The 16,598-nt window shown below is 44.6% G+C and carries 14 protein-coding genes; 10 read left to right on the top strand and 4 right to left on the bottom strand.

Annotated elements, in window-relative coordinates:
* Nucleotides 1–272 precede the first annotated feature (272 nt).
* The 4 genes from IQ270_RS20430 (at nt 273) to IQ270_RS20450 (ending at nt 4,554) form a co-directional block, all read left to right on the top strand.
* The gene (locus IQ270_RS20430) at nt 273–989 is read left to right on the top strand and encodes a pentapeptide repeat-containing protein (protein ID WP_193975050.1); all 717 of its coding nucleotides are present in this window, start codon (nt 273–275) and stop codon (nt 987–989) included.
* A gap of 581 nt (nt 990–1,570) precedes the next feature.
* The gene (locus IQ270_RS20435; protein WP_228056547.1) at nt 1,571–2,305 is read left to right on the top strand and encodes a cytochrome c biogenesis protein CcdA; all 735 of its coding nucleotides are present in this window, start codon (nt 1,571–1,573) and stop codon (nt 2,303–2,305) included.
* A 313-nt stretch (nt 2,306–2,618) separates the two neighbouring features.
* Nucleotides 2,619–4,031 carry a cytochrome c biogenesis protein gene (locus tag IQ270_RS20440; RefSeq protein WP_193975052.1) on the top strand — a complete coding sequence of 471 codons (1,413 nt, stop codon included), beginning with the start codon at nt 2,619–2,621 and terminating at the stop codon, nt 4,029–4,031.
* A 304-nt stretch (nt 4,032–4,335) separates the two neighbouring features.
* On the top strand, nt 4,336–4,554 hold the full coding sequence (locus IQ270_RS20450; protein ID WP_193975053.1) for a DUF2283 domain-containing protein: 219 nt from the start codon (nt 4,336–4,338) through the stop codon (nt 4,552–4,554).
* Nucleotides 4,555–4,591: 37 nt separating this feature from the next.
* Here IQ270_RS20450 and queF read toward each other — a convergent pair whose 3' ends face one another.
* Nucleotides 4,592–5,011: a preQ(1) synthase gene (gene queF / locus IQ270_RS20455; RefSeq protein WP_193975054.1), complete on the bottom strand. Its 420-nt coding sequence runs from the start codon at nt 5,009–5,011 to the stop codon at nt 4,592–4,594.
* Between the two features lie 145 nt (nt 5,012–5,156).
* Between queF and IQ270_RS20460 the strand changes: the two genes are divergently transcribed.
* Nucleotides 5,157–5,753, top strand: coding sequence for a hypothetical protein (locus IQ270_RS20460; protein WP_193975055.1), 597 nt, complete (start codon nt 5,157–5,159; stop codon nt 5,751–5,753).
* 84 nt (nt 5,754–5,837) lie between these two features.
* Here the strand turns inward: IQ270_RS20460 and speD are convergent, their stop codons facing one another.
* On the bottom strand, nt 5,838–6,260 hold the full coding sequence (gene speD, locus IQ270_RS20465; protein ID WP_193975056.1) for an adenosylmethionine decarboxylase: 423 nt from the start codon (nt 6,258–6,260) through the stop codon (nt 5,838–5,840).
* Nucleotides 6,261–6,465: 205 nt separating this feature from the next.
* On the opposite strand from speD, the gene IQ270_RS20470 reads away from it, so the two are divergent.
* The 5 genes from IQ270_RS20470 to IQ270_RS20490 all read left to right on the top strand — a co-directional run bounded on the left by IQ270_RS20470 (nt 6,466) and on the right by IQ270_RS20490 (nt 12,636).
* Entirely contained in the window at nt 6,466–6,993 is a 528-nt protein-coding gene (locus tag IQ270_RS20470; protein ID WP_193975057.1) for an SH3 domain-containing protein, read from the top strand.
* 178 nt (nt 6,994–7,171) lie between these two features.
* On the top strand, nt 7,172–9,382 hold the full coding sequence (locus IQ270_RS20475) for a phenylacetate--CoA ligase family protein (RefSeq protein ID WP_193975058.1): 2,211 nt from the start codon (nt 7,172–7,174) through the stop codon (nt 9,380–9,382).
* Nucleotides 9,382–10,821 (top strand): glycosyltransferase family 2 protein, encoded by a 1,440-nt coding sequence (locus IQ270_RS20480; RefSeq protein WP_193975059.1) that lies wholly within the window; start codon nt 9,382–9,384, stop codon nt 10,819–10,821. Before IQ270_RS20475 ends, IQ270_RS20480 begins: the two co-directional genes overlap by 1 nt.
* A 74-nt stretch (nt 10,822–10,895) precedes the next feature.
* Entirely contained in the window at nt 10,896–11,882 is a 987-nt protein-coding gene (locus tag IQ270_RS20485) for a glycosyltransferase family 2 protein (protein WP_193975060.1), read from the top strand.
* Complete coding sequence (locus IQ270_RS20490; RefSeq protein WP_339384248.1) at nt 11,875–12,636, top strand: galactosyltransferase-related protein; 762 nt, start codon at nt 11,875–11,877, stop codon at nt 12,634–12,636. Before IQ270_RS20485 ends, IQ270_RS20490 begins: the two co-directional genes overlap by 8 nt.
* Before the next feature lie 425 nt (nt 12,637–13,061).
* Here the strand turns inward: IQ270_RS20490 and IQ270_RS20495 are convergent, their stop codons facing one another.
* Nucleotides 13,062–14,123 carry a pentapeptide repeat-containing protein gene (locus IQ270_RS20495; protein ID WP_193975061.1) on the bottom strand — a complete coding sequence of 354 codons (1,062 nt, stop codon included), beginning with the start codon at nt 14,121–14,123 and terminating at the stop codon, nt 13,062–13,064.
* A gap of 1,596 nt (nt 14,124–15,719) precedes the next feature.
* On the bottom strand, nt 15,720–16,598 hold an 879-nt coding region (locus IQ270_RS20500; RefSeq protein WP_193975062.1), incomplete at its 5' end, for a general stress protein.

The raw sequence follows: 16,598 nt of genomic DNA on the forward strand, positions 1-16,598 counted from the left end.
GAGTTAGTGATCGAGATCCGCAGCACTGCACAATTGCGTCTGTAATCGCCAAAATGGGGAGAGGGGAGGGGGTACAGGAGCGAGGGATTTGTGAAACAACCGGGTTTATAGCTAGGGAGCGATCGCCCGTGACAGTTTGAGTTAAGTTGGTGTCAGGGCAAACCCCGATCGACATTTCACTAATATTTTTGAGTAATATTGCCGATGAAAGTTGCAGGTTATTTGCTATGCTTTGACTGTACATCAAGAATCTATTGTGCAAATTAGTGTCAATGAACAGAGTTCTGAGGTTAAAAACTTTAGCTGTGGCAGTGCTGGCGATCGCCCTGTTCACTCTCTATTTAACTCCTCCTGTTATGGCCGCGAATGCCGAGGATTTGAGTCAGCTATTAAATGACAATTGGTGCGTCAGCTTTCTCTGGAAGCAGTGCGATTTGAGCGCTGTCGATTTGCGGGGAGTGAATCTCCAACAAGCCAACTTGAGCGGCGCTAACTTGAGCGGCGCTAACTTGTCCGGTGCTAACTTAAAAAATGCCGATCTTTCGGGTGCCGATCTCAGCGGCGCTAATTTAGCAAATGCTGATATTTTAGGTACGGATCTCAGCCGCTCCAACTTGACAGAAGCTAATTTCAACCGCACCAAATTGTGGGATGCTAATCTGACCTTAGCCAATCTAACTCGCGCTAATTTAACTGATGCTAACTTGTTAGATTCTCGACTTTGGGGAAGCAATCTCACTGAAGCTAATTTAACTGATGCCACGCTGCACGGTGCTGACTTGCAATATGCTAATTTGGCAGACACTAATTTGACCGGTGCTGACTTGCACAGCTTCTTTTTTAGAGGTTCCAAACAAGTCACAAATCTGAGCAATGCTAATTTAGAAGGCGCTATTTTAAAGGAAACAAATCTCAGAGGTGCGGTGCTAGCTGGGGCAATAATGCCTGACGGATCTATTAATGAAGAAATTGGCTTTAATTTAAAGTAAAGTCTATTTTAATTAGAGCCTTTTTCATTAACATGAGGTGCTCTCGTGGGCAGACCTCACTTATTTGAGAACCGCTATATTTCAAAAACTAGCAATCACAGGAAAGATGCCTGTTCCACATTGAATTGCTTTTGACAGGCAAGATGCCTGTTCCACAGTGTATTTTGACAGGCAAGATGCCTGTTCAACATTGAATTGCTTTTGACAGGCAAGATGCCTGTTCCACAATGTATTGTTTTTGTGATTCAGTTAAAAAAAGTTTCTCAAAACTGGTTGAGGATGCTGTCAGGATATAAGCTTAAACCAAGGTGCGATTCGCGATCGCTGCGCGCGGACACCTTTTTACTTCCAACCAGTCAAGCTCGCTAAAATTTATCTCAAATTTTAGCCCGAACCGGCGCGCATCTGTTACAATTTTCAACAGAGCCAGAACTAACCTGGATATGGACTGGAACCCCCGACTTTTATGGAAAAAAGCAAAAAACTAGATATTTAGTTGAATTTCCCAGATTCATCTGTTGTAGAGTCAATGTAAAAATCTAAAATTGTTCAATTGTTTAATTCTTTAATTCTTCAATCGACTGATGGAAACCTTGCAAACCCAACTTTACGAAGTCGCACAATTTGCTAATAATTTAGTAAACACTCAACTGACACATCTCAGTTTAGTCAGCGTCGGAGTCATCTTTCTGGCGGGGTTGCTAACGAGCTTAACGCCCTGTATGCTTTCCATGTTGCCGATCACGATCGGCTACATCGGCGGATACGAAGCAAAAAGCCGCCTCCAAGCCGCCGCCCAGTCGGCATGGTTTTCCCTGGGATTGGCGACAACCCTTGCGGGTTTAGGTATTGTGGCTTCATTTGCCGGTCAAGTTTACGGGAAAATTGGTCTGGGTTTACCGATTGTTGTCAGCATAATCGCGATTTTAATGGGGCTGAATTTGCTGGAAGCTTTACCGTTGCAAATGCCCTCTTTCGATGCTGCGGGCTGGGTTCCCAAAAATTTGCCTGCGGGCGTGCGATCGTACTTATTGGGCTTAACTTTTGGTTTAGTCGCGTCTCCTTGCAGCACGCCGGTTTTAGCTACGCTGTTAGCTTGGGTTTCTAAAACGGGAGATACAGTTTTAGGTGGCGTGTTGCTGCTGTTTTACGCTGCTGGCTACGTTGCTCCGCTGATTGTAGCAGGTACTTTTACCGCGAGCATTAAAAAGTTGTTAGAATTACGTCGCTGGTCTAGTTGGATTACGCCTGTCAGTGGTGTTTTGTTAGTAGGATTTGGCGTTTTCTCGCTGCTTTCTCGCATACTTCCTGCGTAAGAATAGCGATCGCTACTACAGGCGTTAATTAAGTTTTTTTTAAGAACCGCGAAGACGCGTTACGCTTTCGCGGCGCGTAAGCGCTAGAACACGAAGGAAGAAAGAAAAGAGAAAGAATTCAAAGATGATTGAGAATTACTCGATTAAAATAACAATATTTTATTAATTTTTTGTTATTTTTTATTCCTATTTCTTCCTTCTTGCCTCTTCCTGATGACTAATGACTAGCCTTCGGCTTCGCTCTTCGGCTAAAATGACTACTGACTACTGACTACTGACTACTGACTTCTTCCTTCTTCCTTCATAATTACCAATGACATCAAAAGAAGTATTTCTATCGAAACTGTCAAACTGGGCGGCCGCGCCTCAAAGGTTTTTTAAGCGAGAAATTTTGCCTGTGCTGGCAGATTTGCGGCTGGCAATTATTTTGTTGCTGGCGATCGCATTTTTCAGTATTTCGGGCACTGTTATCGAACAAGGCCAATCAGTTGAGTTTTACCAATCCAACTATCCCGAACACCCGGCTTTGTTCGGCTTCTTAACTTGGAAAGTTGTGTTGATTGCAGGGTTAGACCACGTATATCGCACTTGGTGGTTTTTGTCAATCTTAATTTTGTTCGGCAGCAGCTTGACAGCTTGCACTTTTACGCGACAATTTCCGGCACTAAAGGCCGCCCGCCGCTGGAAGTTTTATGAAGAACCGAAGCAGTTTGAAAAGTTAGCTCTGAGTGCGGAGTTAGAAACAGTTACTTTAACTTCGTTAGAACAACTTTTGCAGCAAAAAAATTACCGCATCTTTCGAGAAGGTGAAAAAGTTTATGCTCGCAAGGGCATAATTGGTAAAATTGGCCCGATTATTGTTCACGCGAGTATGCTAATTATTTTGGCTGGGTCGATGTGGGGCTCGCTGACGGGGTTTCTGGGTCAAGAAATCGTGCCTAGCGGTGAAAATTTTCAGGTGCAGAATATTATGGATGCGGGGCCTTGGGCGGGGCCCCAAATACCGAAGGATTGGTCGATGCGCGTGAATCGGTTCTGGATCGATTATAGTCCGAGCGGGGCGATCGACCAATTTTACTCTGACTTGTCAGTTTTGGACAAAGCAGGCCAAGAGGTCGATCGCAAAACCATTCACGTTAACGAACCCCTCAGATACCGGGGAGTGACTTTTTATCAAGCAGATTGGGCAATAGCAGCCGTGCGAGTTCGCCTCAACAAAAGCCCGGTTTTGCAATTACCAATGGCTCTGTTAGATACTCAAGGTCAAGGCCGAATTTGGGGTGCTTGGATTCCCACTAAACCAGATTTGAGTGCTGGAGTTTCTCTGCTAGCAAAAGACTTGCAAGGCACAATGTTAGTCTACGGTACGGATGGCAAACTGTTAACTACAGTTCGCGCCGGTACGGCGGTGGAAGTTAACGGAGTGATGCTGACAATTGACGAAGTTGTTGGCAGCACGGGATTGCAAATTAAGGCAGATCCGGGGATTCCGATCGTCTATACTGGCTTTGGGTTGTTGATGCTCAGCGTGTTGATGAGCTATCTGTCTCACTCGCAGATTTGGGCTTTGGAAACCAACGGCAAACTATACGTTGGCGGGCGCACTAATCGCGCTCAGGTGACTTTTGAAAGAGAAGTTGTGGAGATTTTGGACAAGTTGGCAGAATCGAAAAATGCAGAAGGAAAAAGTGCGATTACCGAGACTGCTCTAGCTAATCAAAATTAACCGCACCAATCTGTAGGGTGCACGCTGTGCACCTTACACCAAGGGCTAGAACGAAATATAAAATAAACAATAAATGTGGATAAAAAAATAGAATTTAGTCAACACGCCTTGCTGAAAATAGAAATTCTCGAAAGTCACGGGGTGACAATTTCAACATATTTAATTTCCGAAACTGTTAGATAGCCGAGTTCGGTATAAGCAAGCGGTCAAAAAAGATTGAATGGACTTGTCCTAAGAGTGGTCTACCAAGAATATTCAGATAGAATTTTAGCAATTACTGCTTATTCTGGTAAGAGGTCAAGATATGAAAAAGATTAGATATAGCCCTGATGTAGATGCGATGCTGATTGAAATTTGCGATCCTCTTCGAGGGCTTCGCCAACGCCCGATCGCATTTGCCGAAGATGAAGGGCAAATGATTCTCCACTATTCTAGCAGCGGAGAACTGGTGTTGATTGAAATATTAGATGTCAAACAATTTATCTCGCTAGAATCTCTCTCCGATGAGATACCTACCCGCTAAAGCAGTTCAAGCGGGCGGACACTCACAGGGACTGCACCTACTTCTGATGCGACACCTCAATCACAGTGTGCACGTTCCCCCGCGGCAAAAAATCGCCCTTAATCGTCGCTTCGAGCGGCGAGCAAGCAGCGACAAAATCGTCTAAAATTTGATTGATCGACTCTTCGTGAGAAATGTAGCGATCGCGATAACTGTTAACGTACAGTTTCAGCGCCTTCAACTCCACCACCCGCTCGTGGGGCACGTAAGTAAGGTGAATTGCCGCAAAATCTGGATAGCCTGAAAACGGACACTTGCAAGTAAACTCCGGCAAAGTAATGTTAATTGTATAGCGCCGCCCGACTCTCGGATTGGGGAAAGTAATTAACTGCCCTTCCAAAATCTCGCGTTCGCCGTATTTCATTTCCTCGGTACTTGACTTTTGCGGTATACTTTGTTCGGTTGGGTGGTGATTCATGGCGATCGACTAAAAATTTCTAACATTTAACTAAACTCACTATTAATATTTTTAACAAATATCTTGACGAATTGTATTGCGATCGATCTAATTGCAAATACTCTCAGGCTAAACTAAAAAAAGTTCACCCTCGCCATCTACAATTATGCAAAATACTACCTTATCTGAGAATACATCCCCTGAAAACTCCAATAGTTACTCTCCATCGGTACCGATTTCCCTCTATAGAGAAGTCACCGCCGAACTGCAAGCCGCCCAAGCGATGCTCGACTCCCTCAAAACCCACAACCAGCAATTAGTCCAACAAAATCAACAACTGCGGCGAGAAGTAGAAACAGTAGTTCAAGTATCCCAGCAGCTACAGCAAGCAGTCAACTCCGCTCACAGCGTCACCCAAACAGGGATGCCACAAATGCCCTCGGTCAAATTCAATTTTAGCGTTGAACCCGAGCCTCCAGAAGCTGCAACCTCGCGGACTAGCTCTACCATACCTCAACCACCTCAGACAGTGGCTTTTCCTTTTCCCCTGCCCGAAGCCGAGCCGGCAACCCCTCCGATGCCGGAGACACTTCCCGAAAAATTATTTACTACTGTGCCGGAAACTCCTTACCGCATTCGCTCTCAACCCAAAAAAGCCTCAGACTTAAGCGGATTGTGGTTGGCGATCGCGATTTTTCTGATTGTGATTGCCGCCTTCGGCGCGGGTTATTTAGTTGTTCGCCCTTTATTAATCAAAAAGTAAATGGCAACAAGAATCCCACAGCCCGGGCCGTGGGATTTTAACCAAAACTTAGCATAAAATGTTCTAAGTTACGCTGATTGGCTGTTATACTCTGGCGGCACTCGTTTCTACTGCACGAGGCGCATACTGCTCTTCACAAGCAGACTCTAGGATGCCCACCCCGGGCTCGAAACCGCGCGTAAACTCAGTGAGTTTTACCTGTTTAGCTTCCAAAGCAGACTGTAGCACCTTCATGGCCTTGTGAGGGTCGCCGGCTCCGCAGAAAAATAAGTCTGCAGCAAAATAACCGTGTTCGGGCCAAGTGTGGATTGCTATATGAGACTCTGCCAAAGTTGCAGTAGCCGTCACTCCGTGAGGACTAAACTGGTGTACGCACAAATCGATGAGAGTAGCTCCTCCGGCTTCGATCGCATCGAGAATAGCGCGGCGGATACGTTCAGGATCGTTGAGCAGGTCTCCAGGAGACTGCCAAGCATCAGCGATCAGATGGGTTCCCAATTGTTTCATTCTGCGGGGTTTTACCTCTAACTCACAATGTCTCAAACTTTTTGACGATAGCACAGTCTCAAAAATTTGGCAAGTAGTCTAAACCAAAAAAAATTGAAATATTGGCGAAGAGCGATCGTCCCAAGATTTTTGGCGATTTGATGACAGCAAGCTGTACTAAGTATATGTGATACTTGGTTAGTGAAACCATACATCATTATGTTCTGTGAATCCCTTAAAAGTTTGGCAAAAAATTGCTCTGTTTGTTAGCTTAATGCTGTTATCGCTGTTGGGTGTCAAAACCTCCGCCTCCTCTGCTAATTTGTCGCCAACAACCTTACAGGCTCAAAATTGTCCCTACGGAGGCAAACCTCGACCCTTCGCCCAAGTCGTCACCCAAGAAGATCCCCTGACAATCCGTTCTTCCCCCAACGGCCCGGTTATCGGCTTGGTTCCCAAAGGTTGGCAAGTCGTGATGGGCGATCGAGATGCAACAGGAAAGTGGGTAAAGATTGGCAGTCACTTTAGTTCTAGCACCACAAATCTTAATGAAGGGGTGTTTGCGAATGCACCTGATTTCCGAGTGGGTTGGGTTTTCAAAAGTTATCTAAAACCATTAGGAAATTCTTGCGAAAAACCGCTGAAAATACAGCGGGGAGAATTACCTAAATTGTCGGAAGACAGACAAGTTTTAATTCAAGAAGATTGGCTGGAAATCGGAGATAAAATCGCCAACCTAGATAATCAAAAATAATTTAAACTCAATCAAATACCGATAAAACTCACAGCCCAGCCCACAAATTAGACCAAACTTACGCACTCCAAAGAAACCGGGTTTTTTACCGAATTTTCTGGCTAAAGTTCAGGATTTTTGTGAAAAATAAAGGTAATGACGGCTCGCGCGCCAGTCATAATTAGAGCCACTAGAGCTTATGATAGAATTGAGCGATCGCACTGCAATCAAATTAAAACGAGTTTTACAAATTGCCTTAACTGTGCCGGGAAATTACCACCGTTTTTTGCAAGCTGGATTAATTGATTCGCCATCGGGTTTGAAACAACTTGTACCAGATTGGCAAACAGCTTTTAGCAACTTGCAGCCAATTGCCAAACAAACTGTTCGGCAAAATCCTGGGTTATTTCTGGCGAGTGTTGACGATTTAGTTTACCGAGGAATGACTAGCGGAACTTCGGGTGATTTTTTTACCTACTTTGCCGGGAATGAGTGGAATGAAGCGCGTTTGTTGGCACGAAAACGCGCTTTAGGTTGGTGGGGAATTGACGAACAAGTCCCAATTATTAATCTCGCCAGCCGCTTGCAGCCACTTCGAGTTAACGATATTGCGTTAATTGGAAATATCACACCCGATTGGCTGGAAAATTTAAAGCAATTGTTGCAGATTAAACCTGCTGTCATTCGAGGTTATCCCAGTCGTTTGTCGGAAGTTGCGGCCGCCCTGGTTGGGCATTCAATTCCTGCTGTTTTAGGAGTAATTTGTACCGGTGAGATTTTATTTGAATTTCAAAAACAGTTGCTTGAATCGGTTTTTAAAGCTTCTGTTATTAACGAGTACGGTTGCCAAGAAACGGGGATTTCGGGCTTGAGTTGTCCTGAATACGGACGGCTGCATTTAGATGTCGATCGATGTTTGTATGAAATTATTGACGGTGAATTAGTCACTACAGATTTATTCAATTATACAATGCCTTTGATTCGATATAAATGTGGCGATCGCCTGCAATTATCTTCCGATGCGTGTGGTTGCGGGCGATCGCAAATAACTGCCAAAATTCTCGGCCGCAGTCAAGAACAAATCAAGACTCAGCAAGGCTGGAAATATCCTGGAGAAATCTGTTTACCTAAATTTCCGGGAATTTTTAATTATCAGATAGTTCGGCAAAATCAAGCAGAGGTAGATATTTGGGTGCAAGTCGAACCGCAGCAAGTTCTTGATTTGTCACCTTTACAGCTTTGGTTGGAAAATTTACTTGGACAAGTTGAAGGGAGAGTAATCGTAGATTCATCGGATTTAAGTCAACTTGAAAATGTCCAAAGTTGTAGCGATATCGAGTGGATCGAATGGGTGACTAAAAAATCTTGGGGCGAGTGGTTGAAATCAGGTTTATTACCTGTAGGAGAAGCGAGAGAAATTGCATTATTGTTAAAAAGTTTAATTCAGCCGACAGCGATGGTGAATTCGGGGATATCGCCGCTCGCCAAACAACACATCGCAAGGCTTTTACAGCGTTCAACTTGTCGGGAATTAGCAGTAGAATTGATGGCTGTACGGGTATTGCTGTTTGCGTGCAGCTTTTTAGCCGATCGCCCAACCAGACAAAATATCTACCGCCACGCCCAACAGCGCTTAGCCGAGATGAATTGCCGGGAATATTCCGCGATCGTAGATTTACTAATTCCCAGTTTGGGATTCGACAATAACACCGCTAGATCCATCTGGGAAAATACCAATTTACCTGATGCTGGTAAGCTAGATGTCTTAAATATTCAGCACTTATTAGCAGCATTCAATCTAGCAGCGAATCAAGCCAAACGCGAAAATCCCAATATCGCGATCGCCTGGAAACCAATCTTATCTATTTTAATCGGAGATTTAAATTTTTGGGCTTCCAGATTCCAGATTCAAATCTTAGCATCCTGGTGCGAGTTAGTCAACCCAAAAACCTTCACGCCCAGTATTAACCACCGACAAACAACGGGCGATCGCTTTTTAGACGCTTGGTTAACTTGGCGGCAATCTATTCTGGGCGATTCCCTAGCTACCGCAGCATTATCTCAGTTACAAGCCACAGCAACTTTACCGACAGAACTAGCACGAGCCGAACTAGAACAAGGATATGCTAAACTGCTTTGGCAAGAACCGCTTAACCCCGTAGAATGGTTAGATAAAATTAAATATCATGCTGGATTAATTAGCGCCAACTTACCCGATCGAGATATCGATCCCATACCTTGGATGCCGATTTTGTTAAAATTATCTAAACTTTGGTTGGCAGAGGGAGAATCGGAATTAGCTTATCAATGTTTAATTACTACCGCACCGCCGGATATGCGCGCTTCGGCATTTGAAAGATTAGCACGAGAGATGAATTACAAACAGTCTGTTATTTGCGATCGCACGTAATGATAAGTTTAACTCTAATTATACTGGGTAACGACAATCCTGACTGGGCAACGAATGCGATGGCCGTTTTGGGGCACAATGGACTATATGAATTAAAACATATAATTCAGATAGATCCCTCAAGTTATCGCGGTGTAAGTACAATTTACACCTTCGATGATGATGATTTCGATTTCTTCGAGTTTAATATTGAATCTTTAACATCATTTTTGAAAGCTTTACAGACAATTAATACAGAAGTCACAGCAATTTTAACTGCTAATACAAATATAATGCTTTTGCCACCTAAACTAACAAATCTCGCAATAGCATCCTTACCTACAGCGGTGGAATTACCGCGAGAAACAGCTAAACAACATCCTGTCGCCGCCTTGAATTGGATGGCGTCAACGCCTTTGCTAAAAGCCGCACTACCGCAGTTAGAAATAAATCGCTGGAGTCTTTTAGGAGTTGCTATAGAATTAGAACGGCAAAACATCGCTTTTAATTGGGGTACTACTAACATAAATTTTACAAGTTTAGAATCGGAGGATTATCCAAAAAACAATCGTTTCATTTTCCCGAGAATTGCCAACAATATTGATGAAAGTAACATCAATTATACGAACAATCATCTAATCACAAATCAATCTCGCGTACTTGCGGTGATTCCCCATTATCGGTGCGAACAGTTTCTACATCGCTGCTTGCAGTCTCTAGTAGCTCAAACTAGACCTTTGGAAGGTATTGTGGTGATTGATGATGGCTCAGAGTCGCCACCTATTGATATTGTCCGAGAGTTTCCGGGAGTGACTTTATTAGCTTCGGCTGTGAATGTCGGGCCTTACCGCTTAATTCAACAGGCGATTGCACTAACAAACTATGACGCTTATTTGTTCCAAGATGCTGATGATTGGTCTAGCGCCAATCGCTTAGAATTGCTGTTAGCCGCAGCCGAAAATACTGGTGCTGAATTAGTCGGAACGCAGGAATTGCGCGTGTTTGAAGATGATAGGCTGTTACCTGTTGTTTATCCTCTCAATGTCAGCGCCGCACTAGCAGAAAAACCCGGACATCCGCTGTTGCACCCTACTAGCTTAGTTTCGCGGGATTTGGTCTTAAGATTGGGCGGTTTTGCTACGGGATTGCGGTTTTCTGGAGATAGTGAGTTTTTGCTGCGATCGCAATTTGTTGCAAAAATAGTTAATATTCCTGACTATGCTTATTTTCGCCGACATCGAGACGGTTCCCTAACTACCGATCGACAAACTGGATTAAATGCTCCGGTGCGTTTAGAATTGATTCAGCAACTCAAGAGTAGAGCGATTGCAAATACTGCGGCGGTGCGCGAGGGTAAATTACCAGATTTGCGCCCTTTGAAGACAGCAGAGGCGATCGAACTCAATTATATTACCGGTGCTTCCCTAAACTGGGAAAACTCATACGATTTTAGATTTTAGATTGATTTTATACTTGGCAATTCCTTGTTTAGCTAGCCTCTTTTTTCAAACTGTCAAAAACATCATGTTATATCATGTCCGGTCGATTACCACAAAAACGGTTCGTAGTGCGGACTTTAATTATTGCAGTTAAGAGAACAGACATTATGTTGCAGGTAATTATCCCCGTTAAAAACCGTCCTGAAATCGGCGAATGCGTGCGATCGCTCTTAGTGGGTTGTCCCGTCACTAAAATCATTATTTGCGATGGTGGAACAACAGACTCTCAATGTTTAATTGCTTTGCACGAGCTAGCCCAACTCAAACAAGTAGAGTGGTTAAAATATCCTCAACCTAACTTTAATAAATCTCAATTAATCAATCAAGGAATTCTTCGCGCCACCGCCGAATATTTACTTATTTCTGATGCGGATATTATCTGGAACCGACCAGCTATTTTACAATTATTCTACTCTGTTTTATCTCCAAATACTCTGAAATTATTATCGATCGAGAATGCGGCAGAATCTGTAGAAAATCTACCGCAGTTATTTCCTGTATCTCCCAACTCGCGAGAAAATGGGATTATTTGCTCAGTGAAAACTGTAGAAGAGTCTCGCCCGCAAACAGCAGCTTTAAAGCGGCAACGCTATACTTACAACATCCACATCCGCGAACAGATTGCCGCTGTTAATATTGTACGGGCGGTAGCGGGCGATCGCGATCGACCGGGCTGCGGTTTGATCTGTACCCGCAAACAAACCCTATTATGCTTAGGAGGGTACAAACAAAATTTTACAGGTTGGGGATGGGAAGACCAAGATTTGTTAATTCGCGCTAGCCTGTTGGGGATCGAGATTTATAGCGCGGGGAAAGTCATCCATCTTTCTCACAGCGATGGGACTCGCAACCAACATCACCAGCAATTGCCGCCTCAGCAAACGCGCGATCGCAATATCATCTCTTGCTTACAATCTCTCACAAAAGGCGCTCTCTTTGGCGATTTACTCCAACCACCAATTTTACAGCCTCAATTTTTAGAAATTACCACCAATTTCACCCCTAATTATAGTTGTGAATGAAATTCAGTTATCCTTAATTATTACCTACCGCCAACGCCAACAGCATTTAAAGACTCAACTAGCTTGGTGGAAGACTCAAGCTTCCGCAAGTTTATCATCTGTTTGTGAAATCATTCTAATTGAACTCGATCGGGTTCCTTCACCTTGGATTTTACCAGAAATTATCAACTTACCAATTAACTACAATTATCTTCCCTGTGCAGGAACTTTTCATAAAACCAAAGCTTTAAATTTAGGTTTATCTCTGTCGCGCGGGGAATGGGTAGCAGCTTTTGATGTCGATCTTATTCCCTACCAAGATACGCTCTACCGCCATCTAAAAATGGCTCAAATTTCATCCCAAATGTTAGTCACTGGCTATCGAATGATGTGCGATACTTCCCGCCTGGATTTCGCTCAAAATTCTGCCATACTTGAAGAAAAATTTAAAGTTGCACCCGAAGATATGCCGACAGCGCTATTTAAGCACTTGACACGGCGGGAGCGGTTTGGAGTTTCACCCATATTTCAACGCCAACGCTTAATAGAAATAGGCGGATGGGATGAGACATTCATTGGCTGGGGAGCAGAGGATCAAGATATTGTTGAACGCTACTTAGGAGAGGATAGATATTTTTGTCGATCGCCAGAATTAATCTACCTCCATTTAGCGCACGAACCAGATGCGAATTGGTCGGAATCTCATTGGACAGACCAAAATCGCCAGCACTATTATACTAAACGTCAGTCGCCAGATTTGAGATTTGAGATTTGAGATTATTTATATTACTGTGAAAGCGCGCTGATCCGAAACCAGATTTCTAAAATACACCTGGTTTATAGGTATTATAGTTGAGCGACTCATATCATGTCATATCCTGTCAATTACAATCACAAAAACGGTTCGTAGTGCGGACTCGCATTCCGCACTACGAACCAATTTTATCGTTTTTAATCGACATGATAAGATATCAACCAGACTTCAATCTACTGTCCAATATTTGCTATTAGACATCTCTCAGCGCCAGCTATTTAATAGTGTTGTCCCCGCGAGTTCGCGGTGCAAGACTCGCGAGTTTTCTACAGCAAGCTCAAAGGCAAAACATAGATGCACCAATTCATTTGTGGGTGAACCCGCTCCTAGCATTTGTTTTAATTAACTTTCATCGGTTGCTATCACAACTAACAGATTCCAACTGATCAATCGCGACTGTGGGTAGCTCCATTCGGCAAAATAGCCCCGCCCAAAGCAGCTTGATTCAAATTATCTACATTTAAGCTCGCCCCAATCAAATTTGCCTCTGACAAATTTGTTCCAATCAAATTTGCCCCTGTCAAAGAACTTAGTAGCAAACCCGCTCCTGACAAATTGGCGTGGCTCAAATTTGCCCCCCGCAAATCCGCTTCCAACAAGCTAGCTCCCGACAAATTCGCACCACTCAAATCAGCTCCCCGCAAAGAAGTTTTGTTCAAATTCGCAGCCCTCAAATCAGCATTGTGCAAAATCAAACCATTTAAATACGCTTTACTTAAATTAGCTCCTTGTAAGTCAGCACCACTCAAATTAGAGCCATTTAAATTAGCACCGCTCAAGTCAGCACCGCTCAAGTCAGCACCGCTCATATCAGCAGCGCAAATACAAGCCTCCCGCAGACTTGCTTCGCTCAAATAAGCCCCAACCAAGTTGACGCCGCCGAGATTTCCGCGATTGAGATAAGCCCGAATTAGAATTGCTCCGCTCAGGTTGGCCCCGCTCAAATCCACTTCGCTGAGAATGGATCTAGTCAGATTTGCTTTGCTTAAATCAACCCCGCTCATAATTGCTCGGCTAAGCGTCGCCCCGCTCAAATTAGCCTCACTTAGTTTCGAGTTGCTTAGCAAACACGCTCCTACTAAACTCGCTCCAGTCAGAAGAGCTTTGCTCAAGTCAGCGCGAGACAATATTGCTCCGCTGAGATTAGCACCGCTAAAATCTGCTCCGATCGCCACAGTTCCAGTTAAACTAGAACTGCCGAGGTTAGCTTCTATTAATTTCGCCTTAGATAAATTTGCCCCGCTCAAATCGGCGCCATTTAAATTAGCTCCAATTAGTTTGCTTCTAATTAAGTTTGCCCCTTTTAAATTAGCACAGCTCAAATTTGTTCTACTGAGATTAGCTTCAATCAAATGAGCTGCAATGAGGTTCGCTCCTCGAAAATCTCGTTCCCCGTTTCTATGTCTAGTTAAAAGTTCATCGGCACTTAAAATCTCAGTGAAATTCATAAAAAAAGTAGAGTTAGTTTCCTTAATTTCTCGATCTTCTATGTTGTCTGAAAATTTGTATGATCGTGTTTAGCAGTATGTTTTTTGAACAAATACTGCCACAACAATTGTCAATCACAACTGGTTGATTCCTAGCATCACCCTGCTCACCTAGTTATCGCTCACGAAAAACCCGGTTTCTGGTAAAGAATCTGGGTATTTTTAGCGCGACATTCATGAACAAACCGAGTTTCTCGCCACCTGTAAGCCCTGTAACTATTATTTTGCTAGTAATTAATTAGTTGGCGGTTGATGTTAGTTGTTAATTGTTAGTTGTATTTATACTAACTGCTAATCACTAACTATTAACTGCTAACCATTTACCAAAATACCGAGAAGTTGTCGATCGCCTTTGTCAAGGTAGATCGCATATTTTGGGTATTGCTGGTGGCATCCCCGCCCCATTCTGACCCGAAAAATTGCTGGTACAGGCCAGCAGATTTATTACTGCCACAAAGAAATAAGAACTCGAAGATTCAAGTCCGAATGTCTTCTACTTTCTGGCTTCTATGCTCGATCGCCCATCAAAGCAGAACCCGGTAAGCTCAGCTAGTTTCACCTCCCCCCACTGTGCTCGGTGCCAGTGAAATCCAACAGGAAGGATATTTCCCTTTGAGTTCTGAACTGATGGTAGCGGGCGAAGCAAACAACAGGCAAAGCCTCGCGGGAGATTTCGCCAAAAAATCTCCCGCGAGCCAGGGACGTGAGCCCGCGATGCTGTGCTTGCTGTCAATCTTTACTCGATCCATGAGCGCTTGCGGTTCTAATTAACAGAAAGCCCGACACCAGACGCGCTCCCGGACATAAAAGCTGTTCCTGAGCGGTTCAAATGCTTCGCTGAGGCATTCCCAGAAAAACTGTATTCATGCCACAGGTCTTGCCAGCGGCAATCTGGCTGCTACAGCCAACCAATGACCAACCTAAATCTTGACCGAAGGAGCCGACAATATTATTTTAATAGTTGCCGACCGCCGCAGACCATACTGGGCGAGCGGGACGGGCTACTTCACCTGTATTAAGTTGCTGAAATTAGCTATCCCATAATTAAAGATAGTCGCTCTTTGACTAACCAAGCAATATCTGCTGTAATTTATGTCATCAAATTCGATCGTACTGCGGAGTTTGCAATCAAGCAGTAGTGAGTGTTACAGACTTCAAAAGCACTACCGTTTTTTCTTGTAAAAACTAAGGTAGCCGATCGAACCCCGGACCCAAAGCCCAGCCAGCCCATCAAAATTAAACTTTTAACATATCGTACCATTTGAGATTTGAGATACAAGCACGGGCAAAGACTTACTCTGTATGGGTTTAGAGTTTACATACAGTGGCATTTTTTTGACTGCTGTGGCTTTTTTAAAGTTTCCCAAACAAAACAAAAGCCAGCTTTCAGAGAAAAAGCCGACTTTTGAGAGAATTTTACCGGCCAAGCCCTAAAGGCCTACCCCATAAACAATCCGAGTGCGGGAGTGAGACTGCCTTGCCGTTGGCAGACACAATACCCAAACCAAGTCTGAAGTATCAAAACCGAGGGCGATCGGTCACGCCCTGACTGCGGTCTTAGATACGAGGCATAGTATCAACGCCGGGAGTGCCAGGAGCGCCGTAATCTGCCCGAGCGCTATCGACACTGCTGGGATAGTCGTAGGTGTTCCAATCCTGAATGCCTCCGCGGCTCAAAATCGTTTCAGCTTTAGCGATTTCTGCTTCGCTACCGTCAACCAGTACCAAATAATCTCCTCTCGCCACGCGATCGTTGTATGCTTTAGCTTCCTCTTCAGGAATTCCCAAACCGACTAAAGCTCCCAGCAAGCCGCCTGCTGCTGCGCCCAAAGCAGTACCTGCCAGCGTAGTTGCGATCGCTGTAGCTGAGGCTCCTGCCAGCATAATCGGCCCGATACCCGGAATTGCCAACGCGCCCAGACCCACCAACAAGCCCGTCAGACCACCCAAAGTGCCGCCTGTGAGCGCGCCCTTGGTCGCCCCTTCATCGGCCTTGTTGTCGGCGCTGTCGTGCACGTCAATGCCTGCGATGTCCCCTTTAGAATCAGCATCTTTAGCGATCACCGAAACCCGATTCATGTCGAAACCAGCAGTTTTGAGTTCTCCCAAGGCGTGTTCTGTCTCGCGGCGGGTTGAAAATACCCCGACGGCGCGTTTGTCGCGGGCCGAAGCTTTGCGGCCGGTTTCTGCAGGCACGTCATAAATGCCCCAATCCTGAATGCCCCGCACGCTCATAATTCCTTCAGCAGTGGCAAGTTCGGCATCTGTTCCTTCTACGAATACCAAATATTCTCCGCGCGAGAGGCGATCGCTATAAACTTTAGCTTTGTCTTCGGGAACTCCCAAACCGACCAAACCGCCGACCAAACCCCCCGCTGCTGCGCCAATCGCGCCTCCGACTGCAGTATCAGCCAGCAGAGTGGCCAGCGCGCCCCC

This window comes from Microcoleus sp. LEGE 07076 (assembly GCF_015207455.1).
In the GTDB taxonomy this organism is placed as follows: Bacteria; Cyanobacteriota; Cyanobacteriia; order Cyanobacteriales; family Microcoleaceae; genus Microcoleus.

What these genes read in the sequence shown, in the direction of transcription:
- IQ270_RS20430 (WP_193975050.1), top strand. Translation starts at nt 273, where the DNA reads ATGAACAGAGTTCTGAGGTTAAAAACTTTAGCTGTGGCAGTGCTGGCG.
- IQ270_RS20440 (WP_193975052.1), top strand. Translation starts at nt 2,619, where the DNA reads ATGACATCAAAAGAAGTATTTCTATCGAAACTGTCAAACTGGGCGGCC.
- IQ270_RS20450 (WP_193975053.1), top strand. Translation starts at nt 4,336, where the DNA reads ATGAAAAAGATTAGATATAGCCCTGATGTAGATGCGATGCTGATTGAA.
- queF (WP_193975054.1), bottom strand. Translation starts at nt 5,011, where the DNA reads ATGAATCACCACCCAACCGAACAAAGTATACCGCAAAAGTCAAGTACC.
- IQ270_RS20460 (WP_193975055.1), top strand. Translation starts at nt 5,157, where the DNA reads ATGCAAAATACTACCTTATCTGAGAATACATCCCCTGAAAACTCCAAT.
- speD (WP_193975056.1), bottom strand. Translation starts at nt 6,260, where the DNA reads ATGAAACAATTGGGAACCCATCTGATCGCTGATGCTTGGCAGTCTCCT.
- IQ270_RS20475 (WP_193975058.1), top strand. Translation starts at nt 7,172, where the DNA reads ATGATAGAATTGAGCGATCGCACTGCAATCAAATTAAAACGAGTTTTA.
- IQ270_RS20480 (WP_193975059.1), top strand. Translation starts at nt 9,382, where the DNA reads ATGATAAGTTTAACTCTAATTATACTGGGTAACGACAATCCTGACTGG.
- IQ270_RS20485 (WP_193975060.1), top strand. Translation starts at nt 10,896, where the DNA reads ATGTCCGGTCGATTACCACAAAAACGGTTCGTAGTGCGGACTTTAATT.
- IQ270_RS20495 (WP_193975061.1), bottom strand. Translation starts at nt 14,123, where the DNA reads ATGAATTTCACTGAGATTTTAAGTGCCGATGAACTTTTAACTAGACAT.